Origin of the sequence: Micromonospora sp. MH99 (genome assembly GCF_021442385.1) — a bacterium.
GTDB lineage: Bacteria > Actinomycetota > Actinomycetes > Mycobacteriales > Micromonosporaceae > Micromonospora.
In genome coordinates, this window is record NZ_MUZA01000040.1 from 37,866 (window position 1) to 58,370 (window position 20,505).

General features: G+C 73.3%; 19 protein-coding genes, 1 pseudogene and 1 riboswitch. Of the genes and pseudogenes, 11 read left to right on the plus strand and 9 right to left on the minus strand.

Annotated elements, in window-relative coordinates:
• Nucleotides 1–37: 37 nt before the first annotated feature.
• A complete protein-coding gene (locus tag B0E54_RS20400) occupies nucleotides 38–727 on the minus strand; it encodes an SGNH/GDSL hydrolase family protein (RefSeq protein ID WP_234587121.1) in 690 nt (229 codons plus the stop codon).
• Nucleotides 728–938: 211 nt separating this feature from the next.
• Here B0E54_RS20400 and B0E54_RS20405 point away from each other — a divergent pair, with 211 nt between their 5' ends.
• On the plus strand, nucleotides 939–1,511 hold the full coding sequence (locus B0E54_RS20405) for a hypothetical protein (protein ID WP_234587123.1): 573 nt from the start codon (nucleotides 939–941) through the stop codon (nucleotides 1,509–1,511).
• 34 nt (nucleotides 1,512–1,545) lie between these two features.
• On the opposite strand, the gene B0E54_RS20410 is transcribed toward B0E54_RS20405, so the two are convergent.
• The 3 genes from B0E54_RS20410 to B0E54_RS20420 all read right to left on the minus strand — a co-directional run bounded on the left by B0E54_RS20410 (nucleotide 1,546) and on the right by B0E54_RS20420 (nucleotide 5,521).
• Nucleotides 1,546–2,469: an aminoglycoside phosphotransferase family protein gene (locus tag B0E54_RS20410; RefSeq protein ID WP_234587126.1), complete on the minus strand. Its 924-nt coding sequence runs from the start codon at nucleotides 2,467–2,469 to the stop codon at nucleotides 1,546–1,548.
• 269 nt (nucleotides 2,470–2,738) lie between these two features.
• Nucleotides 2,739–3,959 carry an MFS transporter gene (locus B0E54_RS20415; protein WP_234587129.1) on the minus strand — a complete coding sequence of 407 codons (1,221 nt, stop codon included), beginning with the start codon at nucleotides 3,957–3,959 and terminating at the stop codon, nucleotides 2,739–2,741.
• Nucleotides 3,956–5,521: a class I adenylate-forming enzyme family protein gene (locus B0E54_RS20420; protein ID WP_234587131.1), complete on the minus strand. Its 1,566-nt coding sequence runs from the start codon at nucleotides 5,519–5,521 to the stop codon at nucleotides 3,956–3,958. The genes B0E54_RS20415 and B0E54_RS20420 overlap by 4 nt, the downstream gene beginning before the upstream one ends.
• A gap of 291 nt (nucleotides 5,522–5,812) precedes the next feature.
• Between B0E54_RS20420 and B0E54_RS20425 the strand changes: the two genes are divergently transcribed.
• From B0E54_RS20425 to B0E54_RS20450, 6 genes and pseudogenes are all read left to right on the plus strand, one after another.
• Nucleotides 5,813–7,117 (plus strand): SGNH/GDSL hydrolase family protein, encoded by a 1,305-nt coding sequence (locus B0E54_RS20425; RefSeq protein WP_234587133.1) that lies wholly within the window; start codon nucleotides 5,813–5,815, stop codon nucleotides 7,115–7,117.
• Nucleotides 7,118–7,184: 67 nt separating this feature from the next.
• Complete coding sequence (locus B0E54_RS20430) at nucleotides 7,185–8,396, plus strand: cytochrome P450 (protein WP_234587136.1); 1,212 nt, start codon at nucleotides 7,185–7,187, stop codon at nucleotides 8,394–8,396.
• 9 nt (nucleotides 8,397–8,405) lie between these two features.
• Nucleotides 8,406–9,326: pseudogene (locus B0E54_RS20435) on the plus strand (alpha/beta hydrolase); the annotation flags it as partial.
• Nucleotides 9,327–9,453: 127 nt separating this feature from the next.
• Nucleotides 9,454–10,557 carry an alpha-hydroxy acid oxidase gene (locus B0E54_RS20440; protein WP_234587154.1) on the plus strand — a complete coding sequence of 368 codons (1,104 nt, stop codon included), beginning with the start codon at nucleotides 9,454–9,456 and terminating at the stop codon, nucleotides 10,555–10,557.
• A 3-nt stretch (nucleotides 10,558–10,560) separates the two neighbouring features.
• Nucleotides 10,561–11,889: a PLP-dependent aminotransferase family protein gene (locus tag B0E54_RS20445; RefSeq protein WP_234587156.1), complete on the plus strand. Its 1,329-nt coding sequence runs from the start codon at nucleotides 10,561–10,563 to the stop codon at nucleotides 11,887–11,889.
• Nucleotides 11,889–12,149: a hypothetical protein gene (locus B0E54_RS20450; RefSeq protein WP_234587138.1), complete on the plus strand. Its 261-nt coding sequence runs from the start codon at nucleotides 11,889–11,891 to the stop codon at nucleotides 12,147–12,149. Before B0E54_RS20445 ends, B0E54_RS20450 begins: the two co-directional genes overlap by 1 nt.
• A 149-nt stretch (nucleotides 12,150–12,298) precedes the next feature.
• Here B0E54_RS20450 and B0E54_RS20455 read toward each other — a convergent pair whose 3' ends face one another.
• The 4 genes from B0E54_RS20455 to B0E54_RS20470 all read right to left on the minus strand — a co-directional run bounded on the left by B0E54_RS20455 (nucleotide 12,299) and on the right by B0E54_RS20470 (nucleotide 16,160).
• On the minus strand, nucleotides 12,299–13,735 hold the full coding sequence (locus tag B0E54_RS20455) for a glycine hydroxymethyltransferase (protein ID WP_234587140.1): 1,437 nt from the start codon (nucleotides 13,733–13,735) through the stop codon (nucleotides 12,299–12,301).
• Nucleotides 13,736–13,753: 18 nt separating this feature from the next.
• Nucleotides 13,754–13,845: riboswitch (ZMP/ZTP riboswitch) on the minus strand.
• A gap of 138 nt (nucleotides 13,846–13,983) precedes the next feature.
• Nucleotides 13,984–14,484 carry a hemerythrin domain-containing protein gene (locus B0E54_RS20460; protein WP_234587142.1) on the minus strand — a complete coding sequence of 167 codons (501 nt, stop codon included), beginning with the start codon at nucleotides 14,482–14,484 and terminating at the stop codon, nucleotides 13,984–13,986.
• Between the two features lie 91 nt (nucleotides 14,485–14,575).
• Complete coding sequence (locus B0E54_RS20465) at nucleotides 14,576–15,445, minus strand: NAD(P)H-hydrate dehydratase (protein WP_234587145.1); 870 nt, start codon at nucleotides 15,443–15,445, stop codon at nucleotides 14,576–14,578.
• Complete coding sequence (locus tag B0E54_RS20470; RefSeq protein ID WP_234587147.1) at nucleotides 15,429–16,160, minus strand: histidine phosphatase family protein; 732 nt, start codon at nucleotides 16,158–16,160, stop codon at nucleotides 15,429–15,431. The genes B0E54_RS20465 and B0E54_RS20470 overlap by 17 nt, the downstream gene beginning before the upstream one ends.
• A gap of 143 nt (nucleotides 16,161–16,303) precedes the next feature.
• Here B0E54_RS20470 and B0E54_RS20475 point away from each other — a divergent pair, with 143 nt between their 5' ends.
• Nucleotides 16,304–17,275 carry a DNA polymerase domain-containing protein gene (locus B0E54_RS20475; RefSeq protein WP_234587149.1) on the plus strand — a complete coding sequence of 324 codons (972 nt, stop codon included), beginning with the start codon at nucleotides 16,304–16,306 and terminating at the stop codon, nucleotides 17,273–17,275.
• 15 nt (nucleotides 17,276–17,290) lie between these two features.
• Here the strand turns inward: B0E54_RS20475 and B0E54_RS20480 are convergent, their stop codons facing one another.
• A complete protein-coding gene (locus tag B0E54_RS20480; RefSeq protein WP_374109294.1) occupies nucleotides 17,291–17,797 on the minus strand; it encodes an Lrp/AsnC family transcriptional regulator in 507 nt (168 codons plus the stop codon).
• A gap of 106 nt (nucleotides 17,798–17,903) precedes the next feature.
• On the opposite strand from B0E54_RS20480, the gene pdhA reads away from it, so the two are divergent.
• From pdhA to B0E54_RS20495, 3 genes are all read left to right on the plus strand, one after another.
• Nucleotides 17,904–19,070 (plus strand): pyruvate dehydrogenase (acetyl-transferring) E1 component subunit alpha, encoded by a 1,167-nt coding sequence (pdhA, locus tag B0E54_RS20485; RefSeq protein WP_374109295.1) that lies wholly within the window; start codon nucleotides 17,904–17,906, stop codon nucleotides 19,068–19,070.
• Nucleotides 19,067–20,071 (plus strand): alpha-ketoacid dehydrogenase subunit beta, encoded by a 1,005-nt coding sequence (locus tag B0E54_RS20490; RefSeq protein ID WP_234587160.1) that lies wholly within the window; start codon nucleotides 19,067–19,069, stop codon nucleotides 20,069–20,071. Before pdhA ends, B0E54_RS20490 begins: the two co-directional genes overlap by 4 nt.
• On the plus strand, nucleotides 20,056–20,505 hold a 450-nt coding region (locus tag B0E54_RS20495; protein ID WP_305076140.1), incomplete at its 3' end, for a biotin/lipoyl-containing protein. The genes B0E54_RS20490 and B0E54_RS20495, both read left to right, overlap by 16 nt.

Sequence of the window (20,505 nt, forward strand, 5' to 3'; positions counted from 1 at the left end):
CCGCGCCACGCCGCGCCGGAGGGCAACAACTTCATGATCACCGGTCGCGGTGGGACGGAGGCGGTCGTCGGAGGGCGCGCAGGGTTTCGGCAGTCGCTATCGCGTCGCTGCGGGCGCTGCCGTGGCGGCCGTCGGTGCTGTAGAGGGTCGGGTCGGCCGTCAGCGGGTGGTCGGTGAGGTGCACGTGGACAGTTCCCAGGCGGTCGGCCAGCCGCGCCGTGTGCGCCGAGAGGCGGCGCATCCGCTCCCCGAGGCCGGCCCGCACGTGCTCGGGCACGGCCGGGCTGTGCGACACGTCGAACATGCCCACCGTGATCACGTCCGCGCCGACGTCCCGTAGCGCGCTGATCATCGCGGTCAGCTCGGCGTCCACCGCGTCCGCGTCGTATGCCGGGTGAAAGGCGTCGTTGCCGCCGCAGACGACAAGCGCCAGGTCCGGCTCGAAGGCCAGCGCCGGGGCGAGCTGCGCGGCCCGCACCTGGTGCGCGCGCAGCCCGCGTCGACCCAGATTGCGGTACGCCAGCTCGGGGCGCACGGCGCTCAGCTCGGCGGCGACCCGGTCCACCCACTGCACCTCCGGGTATCCCGGCGTCGGCTCGCACATGCCCTCCACGACGCTGTCGCCGATCGCCACGAACCGCCGCCACGGGTGCCCGCGCAGCAGCTCGGCGGCCTCACCGGGGCGGAGACAGTACGGGTCTGTCGATTCGTCGAGCGTCGATGGCATGCCGGCACGCTAACCGACCGTCGCCTCCTCGGCCAGGCTGACCTCGGCCAGGTGGAACTGACGACGAACGACGAGGTTCGTTGCCCCTGTCGGATTGGCGTCGTCGGGGCGGTGGCGTCGGCGCGGTGGGCCGGTGTGCTGGCACGGGTCCGCCACGATGACGGTGGGCCGGCCGCTGCGGGGCTGGCGACTCAGTCGGAGGGAGGTGGCGGTGCTCAACGCCTTTCTGCAGGCGCTGGCGAGCAAGCTGGTCGAGGCGATCCTCGGCAAACTGACCGAGTGGCTCGCGCCGAAGGCGCTGCGGGCCGTGCCGCACCGCGCCTCTCCGAACTGTCCACGCTGCGGCGGGTACGGCGTCCGGCGGTGGGCCCCCGGCGGCATGTGGGCGGTGTTCCTGCTGTCGCTGCTGGCCTTCGCGTGGGGCTTCGGGTTCACCCTGCTGGGCGTGCCGATGGTCGTTGTGGTCGTGGTCGGCGCGGTGCTGTCCGACGGCGTCGGCGCCCTGTGGCCCGCCGTGCTCGCGCCGCTGGGCCTGCTGGTCCCCGGCGCCCTGATGGTCGGGGGAGCGTTCGGGCTGGCCTGGTACAACAGCTACCCGCCGAAGTGGTGCGCCCGCTGCCACAGCCGCTGGCCACGGCGCGACCGCACCGAGTACCTGCGCTCGGCCCGGGAGTTCACCTGCGGCTGCGGGCAGCGACTGCGCGTGCCGACCGCCGCCGGGGCGAAGCTGCGCTGCCCGCGCTGCCGGACCGAACACGCCACCCCGGTCCGAACTGGTCACTGACGAGACGCCCCAGCCGGGGCCGGTGCGCGGGGGATCAGCGCGACACGGGGTGCTCGGCGAGCAGTTCGCCGAGCACCCGCCGGGCCCAGGCCGCCGTGGCCGGCTCCGGGGCGTCCAGCGTGATGAGCGCCTTCCACAGCGCCCACCCGCGTCCGCGCGCCCAGGTGGCCGCGTCGACGTCGAGCGCGTCGCGGAACGCCGCCCGGGCGGCGCCGCGCAGCAGGGTCCAGGCGATCACCGTGTCGCAGGCGGGGTCGCCGACACCGCAGCAGCCGAAGTCGATGACGGCGGCGAGCCGGCCGTCGCGGACCAGCAGGTTGCCGTCCGCGATGTCGCCGTGGAACCAGACCGGGGGCCCGTCCCAGGTGGCGTCGAGCGCGGCCTGCCAGATGTCGGTGACAGCGTCGACGGGCAGCCGGTCGCGGTGCGTCCCGATGGCCGCGTGGGTCTCCGCGTCGTACGTGGACAGCGGGCCACCGCGCCAGGCGCTGTGCGGGCCGGCCGCCGGGCCGTCGGTCGTGTCGACGTCTCGCAGGGCCCGCAGGAAGGCGGCGAGGTCGGTCCCGAATCGGGTCAGGTCGTCGATCCGCTCGACGGCTGCGGTCCGGCCGTCGATCCAGCCGTAGACCGACCACGGGTACGGGTAGCCGGCCCCGGGTCGGCCGTGGGCCAGCGGGGTGGGGATGTCCAGCGGCAGCCGCGCGCCGAGCACGGGTAACCAGCGCTGTTCCTTGGCGACCTGCAACGCGTACCCCTCGCCGCTGGGCAGCCGGACGGTCATCTCGTCACCCAGGTGGAAGGTGCGGTTGTCCCAGCCGCCGACCTCGACCGGGCGCACCGGCAGCTCGGCCCAGCGGGGAAACTGCTCGGCGACCAGTCGACGGACCAGGCCCACGTTGATGCGCCGGGCCGTCGTCTCGTCGGTGTGCGGTACGTGGGGTGCGGGCTGTGCGCTCATCCGCTCGAGCCTGCGGGCCCCGCCGGCCGTCCGCAACCGATATGCGCCGAAAGCGTGACCGGTCGGGCCAGTACCTGGGCCAGGCGTGCGGGAGGTCCGCGCCTGGCCGTACCACAACTGGGTCCTTTGCTCTGCTTCCACCCACGCAACGATTGGGGCCTCGCACTGTTGCCTCCGTTGAAGCAGAGCAAAGGCGACGCGCGAGGTGGTCGCGAGCCGCCGGCCAGCAGGCCAGCAGGACGTCAGGCGGCCAGCCGGCCAGCAGGACGTCAGGCGGCGGCAGGTGTGGGTCGCGTTGGTGTCTTCGGGGTGGATGCCCTGACCACCAGCGGGAACGCGGTGACGAGCAGGCACGCCACGGCCATGACCAGCAGCGCCGGGGTGAGCCCGAGCGCGTCCACCGACCAGCCGCCGAGCAGCGCGCCGACCGGCAGGCCCACGAAGGCCAGCGATCCGGCGATGCCGAGCACCCGGGTCTGCAGCTCCGGCGGCACGCGCTCGTAGAGCGCCACCCCGAGCAGCGGGTTGACCGCCGCGATGCCGATGCCGGACAGGAACGTCACCACGAGCACGACCGGCAACTCGTCGCTGATCGCCAGTGCGATCAGTCGGGGCGTGCCGGCGACCATTGCCCCGAGCAGGAATGTCAGCCGGCCGGGTAGCCGCGGGCCGAGCGCGGTGAACAGCACGTTGCCCAGCAGCGCGCCGGCCGAGAACGCGGCCAGCACGAGACCGAGGCCGCTCGGGCCGTGCAGCTCCCGGGCGACCCAGAACGGGATGTAGACGGCCACGCTGGCGTTGGCGACCATGTTCAGCGCCGAGACGACGACAAGCATCCCCAGCAGCGGCCGGTCCCGAACGAGGTAGCCGAACCCGTCGCCGAGCGCGCGCAGGTAGCCGACCGGGGCGGCGGGCTGCGCCGGGGCGGCCGAAGGGCGGACCAGGAGGCCGATCAGCAGGGCGCAGATCGCGAAGCTGGCCGCGTCGATGAGGATCGCCTGGCTCACCCCGAACGCGGCGATCAACAGACCGCCCACGGCGGCGCCGAACAGCGTCACCACCCGGCTCAACCCGTCGTACGCCGAGGTCAGGCGGATCAGCGGCACCCCGGCGGCCTCGGCGACTGGCCGGAACATGACGTGCTTGACCCGGTCCCCGATGCCCCGCAGCGCGCCGGCCACCGCGACCAGCGCCACCAGGGGGGCGAAGCCCAGCCACGGGGTCAGCGCGACGACGGCCATGGCCACCGCGCTGCCCGCGTCGCACAGGATGGAGGTGCGGCGCAGGCCGATCCGGTCCGCCCAGGGCGTGCCGAGGGCGCTGGACAGCAGGTACGGCAGCGTCTCGGCGAACGCGACCAGTCCCATCTTGGTCGGGCTGCCGGTGGTGACCAGCACCAGCCAGGGGATGGTCACCACCGAGATGCGGGTGCCCAGGTTGGAGATCAGGTCCGCGCTGACCAGAACGACCAGCTGCCGGCGGGGCGTCATGTCCCGACCGCCGCCGCCCGGCGTGCGGCGTACCGCGCGCGCAGCGCCTGCTTGTCCACCTTCACCGACCGGTTCAACGGCAACCTGTCGACGAACTCCACCCCGGCGGGCGCCCACATCTCGTTGAGCTCGGCGGTCACCAGGTCGATCAGCTCCCGTTCGGTGACTGTCGCGTCCGGCGCCGGCACGACGTAGGCGTACGGCACCTCGCCGGCCGTGGGGTCCGGCACGCCGATCACCGCGGCGGCGCGTACCTGCGGGTGCCCGGCGAGCACGTCCTCGATCGGGCGGCTGTAGATGGGCCAGCTGCGCTGGCGGGTCAGGATCATGTCGTGGGTCCGGTCGACCAGGTAGAGGTAGCCGTCGGCGTCGAGGTGGCCGATGTCGCGGCTGCGGACCCAGCCGTCGACCAGCGTCTGCGCGGTCAGTTCCGGCTCGCCGTGGTAGCCGGCGAAGCTCAGCTTCGTGTGCACCCACACCTCGCCGTCGCGGCCCGGCGGCAGCACGGTGCCGTCGTCGTCGCGGATCTCGACGCGTACGTCGCCGTAGGGCCGCCCGCAGGAGCGCAGCCGCTCCGGGTGCTCCGGATCGTCGGTCAGGCCGGGCAGAGCGGTGATGACCACGGCCTCGCTGAGGCCGTACACGATGCGCAGTACCGGGCCGAACCGCGCGATGGCCTGGCGCAGCCGGGCGGGCGCGGCGGGCCCGGCGCCCACGTTGAACATGAACATGGCCGAGAAGTCGGCGCCCACCAGCGCCGGATGGTCCAGCAGTTCGTAGAGCATCGGCGGGGTGACGAACGTGGAGTTGATCCGCTCCCGCTGCACGGTGGCCACGAACGCCGCCGGGTCCCAGTCGTCGCGCAGGAACAGCACGCCACCGCTGAACAGGTTGATCAGGGCGGTGATCTGGCCGCTGGCCAGCCACATCGGCGAGTGCGACAGGTGCCGCAGCAGGGGGAACCCGGCGGCGCGGAAGTCGGCCGCGAGGGTGAGGATCTGGGCGTAGAAGCTCTCGGTGTGGTGCACCAGCTTGGGTGTGCCGGTGGTGCCGCTGGTCTGCAGGAACGACTCCGGCGCGCGGGCGGCCGCCGGCAGCGCCACGGAACCGGCCTGATCGCTGTCGGCCGTGACGTCCGGGCCGGCGCCGCCGGGGCCCAGGCAGCACACCGGCACGCCGGGCAGCGCGGCGGCCAGCTCCGGCCCCAGGCTGGCGGGGTCGCGGGCGTCGTAGACGAGGGCGTCGGGGCGGGCCAGCCGGATGAACTCGTCGACCTCCCGGCGGGCGGTGACCGGGACGACCCACATCGTCCGGCAGCCGATCAGGTGCAGGGCGAGCTGGAGCAGCGGCCCCTCCACGGCGTTCGCGACGGTCACCAGCACCGCCGAGCCGGGCCGTACGCCGTGCCGGGTCAGAGCCCCCGCCATCGCCCGCACCAGCGCGGCGGCCTCGGTGTACGTGATGCGGCGGCCACCGCCGACAAGCGCCTCCCGGTCGCCGAAGTCGGCGAAGAAATCCAGCGCCCTGTCCACATAGGTCGCGTGCCCGGGCCCGTCAGTCATCCGGCAAACCCCCATCGTCGCAAGGAAGCGGCGGTCTCCGGGTCGGTCTTCCCGGTGACGTCGCGGGCGGTGGGCGCGCGTTCGGCGACCGCACCGCCGCCGCCTGCGAGCCTAGGCCGGCGAGGGCGCTGCGGGACCGGGCCGAAGGGCGATCCGGCAGGCCCGGTGGACATTTGATCGCGTCGATCAGGTTGATTGACGCCCGTCATCGGCGGCGGCTAGGTTTCTGGACCATCGTCCAGGCGGGAGCCGTCAGCGGACGGCCCTGGGCTGCCACACGATGGAGGTTCAATGTCGACCCCGAAGAGATGGCATGTCGTCGCCGCGGCCGCGGCGCTGCTGGTCACGGCAACACCCGCCGTCGTCGCCACCGCCGGCGGATCCCCGACCGTCGCGGCCCGGCCGGACCGGGGCGAGTGGGCGGGCAGCTGGGCCGCCGCGGTCACCCGGGGCAACTCGGTCGGATTGACCAACACCGGCCTGAACGACCAGAGCGTCCGGATGGTCGTGCACGTCTCCGTGGGTGGCCCGGCGTTGCGCGTACGGCTGAGCAACCTCTACGGCGAGCAGGCGGTCCGGGTGGGCCGCGCCACAGTCGCCCGGCCGAACACCGCGACAGTCGACGACGTCTCCGACATCGACCCGGCCTCGCTGCGCGCGCTGACGTTCACCGGCGCCGCCTCGGCCACCATGAACCGGGGCGCCGAGCTGCTCAGCGACCCGCTGACCTTCACCGTCGCGGACGACAGCGACCTGGTGGTCACGCTGCACTTCCCGACGCCGACCGGGCCGACGACGTTCCACGGGCAGTCCCAGCAGAGCAACTTCATCGGCGCCGGCGACCTGACCGGGGCCGCCGACGGCGGCGGGTTCACCATCCGACCCACCTGCTGCTGGTTCTTCCTGTCCGGTGTCGACGTGCAGCGCAAGGGCAGCCCGGGGGCGCTGGTCGTGCTCAGTGACTCCATCGGCGACGGCAACGGCAGCACTGTCAACGCCAACCGGCGCTGGCCGGACCTGCTCTCCGACCGGCTGCTCGCGGACCGGCCGGACCGGCGCACCCCCGGCGTGCTCAACCTGAGCCTGGCCGGCAACCGCCTCAACCACGAGGGCACCGAGCCGGGCGCCGGCGACTACCCCGGCTACTACCAGCTCGGCCCGAACGCGGCGGCCCGCCTCAACGAGGACGTCTTCCCCCAGACCGGGGTCCGTACGGTCGTCACGCACCTGGGCATCAACGACATCTGGATGTCCAACGACTCGCCGGAGGCGATCATCGCCACGCTCCGGCAGATCAACCAGCAGCTTCAGCAGCGCGGGCTGACCAGCCTGGTCGCCACGCTGACCCCGTACGAGGGGCACGGCGCCCCTGGTGTGTGGACGCCGGAGAAGGAGGCCACCCGGCAGGCAGTGAACGCGTACCTGCGGGGCAGCCGGGAGTTCGACGGGCTGCTCGACTTCGACCGGGTGGTGCGCGACCCGGCCCGGCCCAGCCAGTTGCTGCCCGCGTACGACTCGGGGGACCACATCCACCCGAACGACGCCGGCAACCAGGCGATGGCCGACGCCGTCCCGCTGCGACTGCTCAACCTGTGACACCGGTCCGGGGGCGGCGGCCGATCCCGCCGTCCCCGGGCACCGACATCCTGGGGAGGAGAACGTCGTGACGGTGCAGGACCTGCTCACCGGCCTCTACAGCGAAGAGGGCCGCCAGAATCCGTACCCGTGGTACGCCGAACTGCACCGGCTCGGGCCGGTCAGCGCGGTGCCGCCCCGCGCCGAACACCGCACGGTGGCCGCGGTGGCGGTCGGGTACGACCTGATCGACGGGCTGCTGCGCGATCCGCAGTGGACCAAACAGCCGCCGCCGGGTTGGGAGGAGCACGAGATCCTGCGCACCTTCCAGACCTCGATGATGTTCCTCAACCCGCCCGATCACACCCGGATGCGGCACGTCTTCTCCCGTACCTTCACGCCGCGCCGCCTCGGCGCGCTGGAGCCGGTGATCCTGCGGGTCGTCGACGAGCTGCTGGACCGGATGGCCGACGCCGGTGGCGGGGTCGTCGACTTCGTGGCCGACTTCGCGTACCCGATTCCCGCCCTGGTGATGGCGGAGTTCATCGGCATCCCGGCGGGGGAGCTGCCCTGGTACCGGGACCAGGTGGAGCGCATCGACGAGTTCCTGGACGTGGCGGGAAAGACCCCGCAGCGGCTGGCCGCCGCGAACACGGCGGCGGGGGAGCTGCGGGCGTTCTACCGGGAGTTGCTGGCCCACCGCCGCCGCGCTCCCGGCGAGGATTTGATCAGCGCGCTGGTCGAGGCCGTCGGCTCGGGCGAGGTGGAGCTGACCGAGGAGGAGCTGATCAGCAACCTGATCGTCCTGTTCAACGCCAGCTTCGTCACCACTGTCTACATGTTCAGCAACGGCCTGCCGCTGCTGCTGGCCCACCCGGGGGCGGTCGCCACGCTGCCCACCGACGACGACCTCGCCCGGGGCTGCGTCGACGAGGTGCTGCGTCTGCAGAGCCCGGTGCACTTCCTCGCCCGGGCCGCGCCGCAGGACACCGTGCTGGCCGGCGTGCCGGTCGCCCGCGACGACAACGTGCTCATCATCATCGGCGCCGCCAACCGCGACCCGGCGCGGTTTCCCGACCCGGACGTCTTCGACCCCACCCGTTCCGGCCCGCCGTCGCTGGCCTTCGGCGTGGGCCTGCACTTCTGCCTCGGCGCGGCGGTGTCCCGGCTGGAGGGACGCCTCGCCCTGCCCCGCCTGTTCGCCCGGTTCCCCCGGCTCGCGGTCACCGAGACCCCGACGTACAGCGGCAGTCTCTTCCTGCGCGGCATCGACAAGCTGCTGGTCAGCACCGGCGGATAGGAGACCGGCATGGCCCTGCACCCGGAGGTGGCGGCCTACCGCGCCGCCCGCGTCGCGGCCGGCACGCCGCCGCTCTACACGCAGACCCTCGGCGAGGCGCGCGCCGCGGACCTGGCCGCGATCCGCGCCGGCGGCGGCGTGGTCGAGCAGGTCGATGAGGTACGCGACGAGCGTATCCTCGGGCCGGGCGGTGACCTGCCCATCCGGGTGTACCGGCCGGCGGGGTCGGGACCGCTGCCCACTCTGCTGTACTTCTTCGGCGGCGGGTGGACGCTCGGCAGCGTGGACACCGCCGACGGCATCTGCCGGCGACTGGCCAACGCGGCCGGATGCCAGGTGGTGACCGTCGGCTACCGACTGGCCCCCGAGCACCCCTTTCCGGCCGCGGTGCACGACTGTCACGCCGCCACCGTGTGGATCGCCGCGAACGCCGACCGGTTCGGCGTGGACCCGACCCGGCTGGCGGTGGGCGGGGACAGCGCGGGCGGGAACCTGGCCGCGGCGGTGACGCTGCTCTGCCGCGCCGACGGGCCCCCGCTCGCCGCGCAGCTGCTGGTCTATCCGAACACCGACGTCAGCGGCGAGCCGTCCGGCCCGCTCGACGACGACCCGGCGCTGTTCAACCGCCGGTCGGTGGCCTGGTACCGGACGCACTACCTGGCCGACCCGGCGCACTCCCGGGACCCGCTGGCGTCGCCGCTGCTCGCCGACGACCTGTCCGGCCTGCCTCCGGCGCTGGTGGTCACCGCCGAGCTGGACCCGCTGTGCGCCGAGGGGCAGCGCTACGCGCAGCGGCTGCGCGCCTGCGGTGTGCCCGCCCGCCTCGACCACTATCCGCGGATGATCCACGGGTTCTTCGCCATGCCCGGTGCCTTCACCGACGGCCAGCGGGCGCAGCGGCGGGCGGCGGCGTTCCTGCGGGAACGGTTCGGGCTGCCGCCCCGCCCGGACGAACCGGCCGCTGGTGAGGCTGACGGTGACCCGGCCGCCGCGGGCTCAGGTGTCGGCGCAGCCGCCGCCGCTGCCGACCTGGAGGTGCGCGGTGGCTGAGCCGGTGCTGGCGGACCTGCCGATCGTTCCTGCGGCGGCGGTGACGTTCGCCGACTACGGCCAGCGGGCGCGGGCGGTGCTGGCCCCGGACGTGTGGGACTACATTGCCGGCGGCAGCGCCGCCGAGGTGACCCTGGCCGCCAACCGGGCCGCGCTGGACCGGGTGGCCGTGCTACCCCGGGTGCTGCGCGGCAACGACGCTGTGGACCTCGGCGCCCGGCTGCTCGGCCGGCCGTACGCGATGCCGGTCGGGGTCGCGCCGATGGCGTACCAGCGGCTCGTGCACCCGGACGGGGAACCGGGCCTCGCGGCGGCGGCCGGCGCCGCCGGCGTGCCGTACCTGGCGAGCACGTTGAGCAGCACGCCGATCGAGGAGATCACCGAAGCGGGCGCGGACGTGTGGTTCCAGCTCTACTGGCTGCGCGACCGGGCGCTGGTCCGCGATCTTCTGGACCGGGTCGTCGCGGCGGGCTGCCACGCGCTGGTGGTCACCGTGGACGTCCCGGTGCTCGGCCGACGCCCTCGCGACCTGCGCAACGCGTTCCGCCTCCCGGCCGACGTGGTCGCCGCGAACCTGCCGCACGGCCGGGACGCGCTGGCGCACGCCGGCGCCCCCGGTGTGTCCGCGATCGCCACCCACACCGACGCGTCGTTCGAGTCGGCCCTGCGCTGGGCGGACCTGGCCTGGCTGCGGGAGCACGTCGACCTGCCGCTGGTCGTCAAGGGGGTGCTGGATCCCCGGGACGCGGTCGAGGCGGTGCGGATCGGGGCGGACGCGGTGGTGGTGTCCAACCACGGCGGGCGTCAGTTGGACGGGACGCCGGCCAGCGTCACCATGCTGCCGGAGGTCGTCGACGCCGTCGGCGACGGTGCTCAGGTGCTGCTGGACAGCGGCATCCGTGGGGGCACGGACGTGCTGCGGGCGCTGGCGTTGGGCGCGGCGGGCGTCCTGGTCGGCCGTCCGATGCTCTGGGCGCTGGCCGTCGGGGGGCGGGGCGGCGCGCAGGACGCGTTGGCGCTGCTCGCCGCGGAGGTGCGGGACGCGTTGATCCTGGCCGGCTGCGCCGATCCGGCGGCGGCGGCCGAGCTGCGTACGCTCGGGGTGGGCTGAGTGGTGACACCGACCGAGGCGGTCGACCTGAGCGTCGCCGACCTGCACCCCGCGCTGGGTGACCCGGCGCTGACCTCGATGAACTTCCTCAACGAGGTGTCCGAACGCTATCCGGCGGCGGTGTCGCTCGCGGCCGGACGCCCGTACGAGGAGTTCTTCGACGTCGCGGCGGTGCACCGGCACCTGGACACGTTCCACCGGCACCTCGTCGACGACCTGGGTCACACGCCCGAGCAGGCCCGACGGCTGCTGTTGCAGTACGGCCGGACCAAGGGCGTCGTGCACCACCTCATCGCCCGCAACCTCGCGGTCGACGAGGGGATCACTGTCGACCCGGAGGCCGTCGTGGTGACCGTCGGCTGCCAGGAGGCGATGTTCCTGGTGCTGCGGGCGTTGCGGGCCGGCCCGCAGGACGTGCTGCTGGCGGTCGCCCCGACCTACGTGGGGCTGACCGGGGCGGCCCGGCTGGTGGACCTGCCGGTGTGGCCGGTCGCCGGTGGACCGTCCGGTGTGGACCTGGCGGACCTGCGCGCGCAGGTCCGCCGAGCCCGGGCGGAGGGTCTTCGGCCGCGCGCCTGCTACGTGCTGCCGGACTTCGCCAACCCGTCCGGGATCAGCATGAGCGTCCCGGACCGGCAGCGGCTGCTGGCGCTGGCCGCCGAGGAGGACCTGCTGCTGCTGGAGGACAACCCGTATGGGTTGTTCCCCGTCGACGAGGGGCCGCGCCCGCCCACGCTCAAGGCGCTGGACACCGACCGGCGGGTGGTCTACCTCGGCTCGTTCGCCAAGACGGTGCTGCCGGGGGCGCGGGTCGGCTACGTGGTCGCCGACCAGCGGGTGGCCGGCTCCGACGGTCGGGTGGGCCCGCTCGCCGACCAGCTCGCGATGATCAAGAGCATGGTCACGGTGAACACCTCACCTATCGCGCAGGCGGTGATCGGTGGGCGGTTGCTGGAGCACGGGTGCAGCCTGGTGCCCGCGAACACCCGGGAGCGGGCCGCGTACGCCCGCAATCTGCGTCACCTGGTCGCCGGGCTGGCCCGGCGTTTCCCCGATAAGCCGGACCGGCCGGCGGCGGTGCGGTGGACGGTGCCGGCCGGCGGGTTCTTCGTGGTGGTGACAGTGCCGTTCGCTGTCGACGACGCGCTGCTGGACACCTCGGCGCGTGACTACGGGGTGCTCTGGACGCCGATGGCGCACTTCTACGACGACACGGCGCCGGTGTGCGCGCTGCGGTTGTCGGTGAGCGCGGTGACACCCGAGCAGATCGACAGGGGGTTGGACCGGCTCGCCGCCCTCATCGCTGACGAGCTCCTGCGTGGACGGTCATAATGGGCCGCATGGTTGCCTGGGAGTACGCCTTGCTCGTCCGCCGCTATCAGGGACAGGGCCGCAATTTCACCGTCTCGTTCGTCTGGTACGGCCCGGACGGGTCGCGTAAGGACATCACCCCCTACGGCGACACGGCCATAGCGCACCTGAACCGCGCCGGCCGGGAGGGCTGGGAGCTGGTCTCGGCCGCCGAGGACGTGAACAACGTCCAGGGCAGCACCGAAGTCCACCGCTACCACCTCAAGCGCCCCCTGAACTAACCCCCCGCCGCGCCCCCGCCGCGCGCCCCCGCCCCCGTCCGCGTCGATCATGGGGTTGTGGTGGTGGACAAAGGTTGCCACCCGCCCTGATTCGGGCACCACGACTCCATGATCGACGCAGAACTCACGTGGGGGTTCGCGGGCCGGCGTCAGGTCAGGTTGATGGCCGGGTAGAGCGGGTGGGGGGCCAGCAGGTCGGTGGCCTGGCGTGCGATCTTGTCGGCCAGGTCGGCGTCGAGCGTGTACTTCGCCTTGGACGGGGTGCCGTCGGCGTTGGCGCCGGCCGTGGTCTGGGTCAGCACGGTGTGGATCAGCTCGGCGGTCTGGTCCATCTCGGCGGTGCCCAGCCCGCGGGTGGTCAGCGCCGGGGTGCCGATCCGGATGCCGGACGTGTACCAGGCGCCGTTCGGGTCCTGCGGGACCGAGTTGCGGTTGGTGACGATGCCGGAGTCGAGCAGGGCCTGCTCGGCCTGCCGGCCGGTGAGCCCGTAGCCGGACACGTCGATCAGCACCAGGTGGTTGTCGGTGCCGCCGGTTACCAGCGTCGCGCCCCGGCGTAGCAGCCCGTCGGCGAGGGCCTGCGCGTTGTCCACGATCCGCTGGGCGTAGTCGGCGAAGTCGGGGCGGCGGGCCTCGGCGAGAGCGACGGCCTTCGCGGCCATCACGTGCGGCAGCGGACCGCCGAGCACCATCGGGCAACCCCGGTCCACCTGGTCGGCCAGCTCCGGCTGGCAGAGCACCATGCCGCCGCGCGGGCCGCGCAGCGACTTGTGGGTGGTGGTGGTGACGATGTGCGCGTGCGGCACCGGGTCGAAGTCGCCGGTGAAGACCTTGCCGGCAACCAGGCCCGCGAAGTGCGCCATGTCGACCATGAAGGTGGCGCCGACCGAGTCGGCGATCTCCCGCAGGATCCGGAAGTTCACCTTCCGGGGGTACGCCGAGTAGCCGCCGACCAGGATCAGCGGCTTGAACTCGCGGGCCGCCTCGGCGACCCGGTCGTAGTCGATGAGGCCGGTGGCCGGGTCGGTGCCGTAGCTGCGCTGGTCGAACATCTTGCCGGAGATGTTCGGCCGGAAACCGTGGGTGAGGTGACCGCCGGCGTCCAGCGACATGCCGAGCATCCGCTGGTTGCCCAGCTCGCGGCGCAGCGCGAACCAGTCGGCCTCGGTGAGGTCGTTGACCTGGCGGACCTGGGCCTTCTTGAGCGCCGGGGACTCGACCCGGTCGGCCAGGATCGCCCAGAAGGCGACCAGGTTGGCGTCGATGCCGGAGTGCGGCTGCACGTACGCGTGGGCGGCGCCGAACAGCTCCCGGGCGTGCTCGGCGGCGAGCGCCTCGACGGTGTCGACGTTCTGGCAGCCGGCGTAGAAGCGGCGGCCGACGGTGCCCTCGGCGTACTTGTCGCTGAACCAGTTGCCCATGGCCAGCAGGGTGGCCGGGGAGGCGTAGTTCTCGCTGGCGATGAGCTTGAGCGACTCCCGCTGGTCGGTCAGCTCGGCGCCGATGGCGTCGGCCACCCGCGGCTCGACAGCCCGGATCACCTCAAGGGCGCTCCGGAATGCGGTGGACTCGGCGTTGTGCGACATACGACCTCCTACAGACGTGCGGAAGGCCCAGGCGCTCGGCAAAAACGTCCTCGTGACGGGACCGCTTCCCGATGGTTGTCCATCCCCACGCGCCAGTAACGGCCCGCGCCGATCCTACCGGGCCGGCCCGGGGCGACCCGGCCGACCTCCCGACGTGCGCCGGGCGAGGTGGTGGGACGGCGCTGCTGCCCGGCCGGACACGACGAGGGGCCCGGTCCGGCCGGGCCCCTCGTCGAACAGTTGGTGGCTCAGGCGGTCACCGCGTCGCGCGCCTTCTTGATCGCCTTCGGCTGGGTGGGGGTACGCGGCGCGTCCGCGCGCAGCGCGATCATCTTCTCGCCGATCTCCTGGAGCTGCTTACGGCCGAGCGCCTCGCGGACCTTGGGGAACCACTCCTCCTCTTCCTCCTCGACGTGGTGCGTGACGTTCTCGATCAGCACCGTCGTCTTGGCGGTGAAGCGCTCGTCGTCGGCGTCCATCGCGGCCAGTTCGAGGCAGAGCACGTCGGCCACGTGGTGCTCCTCGTACGACTCGAGGATGTCGTCCTCCAGGTCGGGCAGGAGCCGGCGGACCTCCGGGTACATCACCTCGTTCTCCAGGTAGGTGTGCACCGTCAGGGCCTCGAGGATCTGGTTCACCAGCTTCTGCCGCTGGCTCGCCGGCCCCTCCTCGGCGTCCTGGAAGGCCTTGAACAGGCGACGCATCTCCTTGTGGTCCTCTTTGAGCAGGACGATGGCATCGGTTGACACCGGCGTGCCCCCTTTCGTAGCTCGGCTGGGTGTTGATCCGGTACCCCGACGGTCAGTGGCGAAACGGGCGAATGTGGCCGATCTCGCCTGGTCAGACGGTGGCCAGTGTGCGCGGGATCTCGTCGAGCAGTTCCCGTGCCAGAAAACCGATCCGGCCGTACCGGGGGATGAGCCGCTGGCCGCTCACGGCGTGCGCGAACGCTCCCCAGCACGCGGCCTGCGCCGGGTCGGCGCCCCGGGAGAGCAGCCCGGCGAGCAGGCCGGCGAGCACGTCTCCGCTGCCGGACGTGCCGAGGCCCGCGTCGCCGCTCTCCTCCCGCCACCCGCGCCCGTCCGGGGCGGCCACGTGGCCGTAGAGCGAGACGACTGCCTCGTACCGGTGCGCCAGTTCGGCGGCTTCGGCGCCCAGGTCGTCGCCGGGTTCGCGGCCGAGCAGGTGCCCGGCCTCGGTCACGTTGGGGGTGAGCACCACCGGACGGCCCGAGCCGACCAGCAGCTTCGGCTCGTGGCTGAGCGCGCCCAGGGCGTACGCGTCGAGGACCAGCGGGGTGCGTGTCCCCGCCGCCTCCAGGACGAGACCCAGCAGCTCGGTGGTCTCGTCGATGCCCTTCAGTCCGGGGCCGAGCGCCACCACGTCGGCCGCGCCGACCAGTTCGCCGAGCTGGCCGGCCCGGTCCGCGGCGACCGCGCCGTCGGACGTCTCGGGCAGCCCGACCACCAGCGCCTCGGGCACCTGGATGCTCAGCGTGGCGGCGGTGGACTCGGCGGCGGCGAGCTGGAGGACCCCGGCGCCGGCGCGCAGCGCGGCCACCCCGGCGAGCAGGACCGCCCCGGGCGTGAAGCGGGAGCCGCCGATCACCAGGACGGTGCCCCGGCTCTCCTTGCCGCCGGCCGGCACCGGCAGCTCCCAGTCGCGCAGCAGCCCTGGCGTGATCACCTTGACCTCAGACCGGTTCGGCATGGATCTCGTCCTCCCTGGTCGACTCGGCGCCCTGCCGGTGCAGGTGGCCGACCTCGTTGAAACCGCCAAGCGTCAGCCTGCCCTGGTCGTCGGCGGACCAGTCGGTGATCGAGCAGTTGGCGATGACGTGTTCGCGGGTCAACGCCATCAGCTCCGGCTCGGTCAGCCCCTCCACCAGGTACCGCAGGAGGAAGACCAGCGCGTCGTGGCCGAAGAGCAGCACCCGCTGGCCCTCGTGGTCGCGGCGCAGGTCGCCGAGGAGCGTGCGCAGCCGCAGCGCCACGTCGGTCCAGGCCTCACCGCCGGGCGGCCGGTAGTAGAACTTGCCCAGCCGGGTGCGGCGCTCGGCCTCGTCGGGGAACCGGCGGCGGACCCCGTGCCCGGTCAGGCCGTCGAGAATGCCCAGCTCCCGGTCGCGCAGCCGCTCGTCCCGGCTCACCGGCACCCCGGTGCCGTGCAGCGCCAGCTCGGCCGTGGACACCGCCCGCAGGTACGGCGAGACCACCGCCACGTCGGGCCGCCGATCCTCGGGCAGCCCGGCGAGCCAGCGGCCGGTCGCCCGCGCCTGCTCCTCGCCGGTGCCCGAGAGCGGCACGTCGGCGTCGCGGTGGCTGAGCCCGATCACGTCCGCGCCGTTCTCCTCGGCCCGGGTGGCCGCCACGTTCGCGGTGCTCTCACCGTGCCTGATGATCCAGAGGGTCGACATTTCCGCCATGCCGACCCCCTACCCGGGCGCCGGGCGCGGTAACCGCGCCCGGCTGGGCACCGGACGGCCGGTGCGTCGTCTCAGCCGCGCCGCCACGCTGGTCCCCGGCCGGTAGCCCACCGGGCCCGCCGGGACGTCGTACCCTCGGGTGCGTGGCCACGGCGGCGGAGGAGATCCGGGTGGGGGAGCGGCTGGTCCGCGTCTCCAGCCCCGACAAGCCGTACTTCCCGGAACGCGGACTGACCAAGCTGGACGTGGTCCGTTACTTCCTGGCGGTCGGCGACGGCATCCTGCGGGCGCTGCGCGACCGGCCAACCATGCTGGAACGCTGGCCGCGCGGTGTCTTCGAGGGCGCGACGATCGCCACCCGGCAGACCAACCGTGGTGACGCCTTCTATCAGAAGCGTCTGCCGGCGGGCGCCCCGGAATGGGTGCGGACCGCGCACATCACCTTCCCCAGCGGCCGGACCGCCGACGAGGTCGCGCCGAGCGAACTGGCCGTGGTGATCTGGGCGGCCAACCTGGGCACCCTCCGGTTCCACCCGTGGCCGGTCACCGCCGCCGACGTGGAACGCCCCGACCAGCTGCGCATCGACCTCGACCCGATGCCCGGCGTGGGCTTCGAGCAGGTGGTGCCGGTGGCGCACGAGGTGCGGGCGTTCCTCGCCGAGCTGGGCATGACCGGCTATCCGAAGACCACCGGCGGGCGCGGCCTGCACGTCTACCTGTCGATCGAGCCGAGGTGGAGTTTCGGCGAGTGCCGCCGGGCGGTGCTCGCGCTGGGCCTGCAGATGCAGCGCAGGCTGCCGGAGCTGGTCACCACCACCTGGTGGCGGGAGCAGCGGGACCGGCCGGTCTTCGTCGACTACAACCAGATGGCCCGCGACCACACGGTGACGTCGGCGTACTCGATCCGGCCGACACCGCAGGCCCTGGTGTCGGCGCCGCTGGACTGGGCGGAGCTGGACGACGCCCGGCCGGAGGACTTCGACGTGCTCAGCATGCCGGCCCGCTTCGCCGAGCGCGGCGACCCGCACGCCGGCCTCGACGGTGACCGGCACTCGCTGGAGCCCCTGCTGGAGCTGGCCGACTCCGAGGGCCTGGAGGCGCCGCCCGAGCGGTGAACGGCGCGGCCCGCCCTACTGCCACGGGCTCTGCGTGCCGTCGAACTCCTCGAAGACCAGCCATGACCGCGTCGACAGCACCCCGGCGATGCGCTGCACCCGATCGAGCACCACGTCCCGCAGGGCGGCGTTGTCCGGCGCCCGAACCAGGGCCAGCACGTCGTGCTCGCCGCTGAGGAGCGCGACGTGCTCGACGTAGCGCACCTGCGCCAGCTCGGCCGACACCTCCCGCCAGGTGTTCTGCTCGATCGTCAACGCCATGTACGCCGACGTGCCCAGCCCGGCGGCCTCGGGCGCCACCTGCGCCCGGAAGCCCGTGATCACGCCTTCGCGCAGCAGGCGCTCCACCCGGGCGTACGCGTTGGTGCGCGAGATGTGGATCCGCTCGGCCAGGGTGCGCACCGACGTGCGCCCGTCGCGGACCAGCTCGTCCAGAATCCGCCTGTCGACCTCGTCCATGGCTCGGGCCGATCGTCCCGATCCGGTTCCCCGGCTCGCTCCGTCGCCGTTCTCCTGGCTCACCGATGCGCCTCCCACATGCCAGACGTCCCGCCTTCTGCGTGGATCTTGAGTCAATCATCCGTCAGGCGGAAGCATAGGCTCACCACACGTCCCAGGAGGTCCCGCCGTGACGACCACACCCCAGGCGGTCCGCAGGGCATCCCCGCGCGCCCGTCGGACGGTCACCCCGCCCGACCCGGCACGCCCGCTGCTGCCGGCCGCCGAACCGGTCCGCCTGCTCGATGAGACCGGTACGCCGCTGCCGGCCCGTACCGACTATCCGGAGCCGCCCGTCGAGGCGCTGCGCGAGCTGTACCGCCGGATGGTGCTCGGCCGCCGGTTCGACACCCAGGCGACCGCACTGACCAAGCAGGGCCGCCTCGCTGTCTACCCGTCGTCGCGGGGCCAGGAGGCGTGCCAGGTCGCCGCCGTGCTCGCCGTCCGCGACACCGACTGGGTGTTCCCCACCTACCGTGAATCGATGGCGCTGGTTGCCCGGGGCATCGATCCGGTCGAGGTGCTCACGCTGCTGCGCGGCGACTGGCACTGCGGCTACGACCCCACCGAGGTGCACACCGCGCCGCAGTGCACCCCCCTCGCGACCCAGTGCGTGCACGCCGCCGGTCTCGCCCACGGCGAGGCGTACCAGGGGCGCGACACCGTGGCGCTGGCCTTCATCGGCGACGGCGCGACAAGCGAGGGCGACTTCCACGAGGGCATCAACTTCGCCGCCGTGTTCAAAGCCCCGGTCGTCTACTTCGTCCAGAACAACAGGTACGCCATCAGCGTCCCCCTGTCCCGGCAGACCGCCGCGCCGTCGCTGGCGTACAAGGGCGTCGGCTACGGCGTGCCCAGCGAGCAGGTCGACGGCAACGACCCGGTCGCGGTGCTCGCCGTGCTGACCCGCGCGGTCGCGCACGCCCGCGCCGGCAAGGGGCCGTTCCTGGTCGAGGCGCACACCTACCGGATGGAGCCGCACACCAACGCCGACGACGCCACGCGCTACCGCGACGGCGCCGAGGTCGACGCCTGGCGCGACCGCGACCCGCTCGCCCGCCTGGAGACCTACCTGCGCGCCCGTGGCGTGCTCGACGACGCGGCGGTCGCCGAGATCGCCGAGCAGGCCGAGGCGTACGCGGCGGACCTGCGCACCCGGATGAACACCCAGCCCACGGTCGACCCGCTGAGCCTCTTCGACCACGTCTACGCCGAGCCCACCCCCCAGCTCGTCGAGCAGCGCGAGCAGGTCCGCGCCGAGCTCGCCGCCGCGCACGACGAAGAGGGTGACGCCTGATGGCCACCACCATGGCGAAGGCGCTCAACTCGGCGCTCGCCGACGCCCTCGCCGCCGACGAGCGGGTGGTCGTCTTCGGCGAGGACGTCGGCGCGCTCGGCGGCGTCTTCCGGATCACCGACGGCCTCCAGGCCCGCTTCGGCGAGAAGCGCTGCTTCGACACCCCGCTCGCCGAGGCCGGCATCGTCGGCTTCGCCGTCGGCCTGGCCATGTCCGGGCTGCGGCCGGTGGTCGAGATGCAGTTCGACGCGTTCGCGTACCCGGCGTTCGAGCAGATCGCCTCGCACGTGGCGAAGCTGCGCAACCGCACCCGGGGCAAGCTCAGCGTGCCGATCGTCATCCGGGTGCCGTACGCCGGTGGCATCGGCGGGGTGGAGCACCACTGCGACTCGTCCGAGGCGTACTACGCGCACACCCCCGGCCTGAAGGTCGTCACCCCGGCGACCGTCGAGGACGCGTACTCGCTGCTGCGGGAGGCGATCGACGACCCCGACCCGGTGGTCTTCATGGAGCCCAAGAAGCTCTACTTCGGCAGCGCCGAAGCCGAGCTGCCGGTGCGTACCGAGCCGTTCGGCCGGGCCGTCGTGCGCCGTACCGGACGCGACGCCACCCTGGTCGCGTACGGGCCGGCGGTGCCGGTCGCGCTGGAGGCCGCCGAGGCCGCCCGCGAGGAGGGCTGGGACCTGGAGGTGGTCGACGTGCGCACCATCGTGCCGTTCGACGACGCCACCATCACCGCGTCGGTCCGGCGTACCGGCCGGTGCGTGGTGATCCAGGAGGCGCCCGGGTTCGCCGGCGTCGGCGCGGAGATCGCCGCCCGGGTGCAGGAGCGCTGCTTCCACGCGCTGCACGCGCCGGTGCTGCGGGTGGCCGGGCTGGACATCCCGTACCCGGCGCCGATGCTGGAGCACACCCACCTGCCCGGCGTGGACCGGGTGCTGGACGCGGTGGCCCGCCTGCAGTGGGACGACCAGCCGGACGCGCGTTGGGCGGCGGCATGACCACCGTCGAGCGCACCCAGGTCTTCCTCCTGCCCGACCTGGGCGAGGGGTTGAGCGAGGCGGAGATCGTCGAGTGGCGGGTCGCCGTGGGCGACATCGTCACCGTCGACCAGAGCGTCGTCGAGGTGGAGACCGCCAAGGCGGTCGTGGACGTGCCCTGCCCGTTCGCCGGACGGGTCGTGACCCTGCACGGCGCGGCGGGTGAGGTCCGCCCGGTCGGCCAGCCGCTGATCACCATCGCGCCGCTGGACGGCGCCGGCGACGAACCGGCCGGGCACGCCACCTACCGCGAGGAGGAGCGGGCCGGCTCCGGCAACGTGCTGATCGGGTACGGCACCGGGCACGGCGGCGCGACCCGTCGTCGGCGTCGGCCCCGGCTGGCGCTGGCGCCCGAACCGGCCGACGCCGCCCCGGCCGACGCCGCCCCGGCCGAC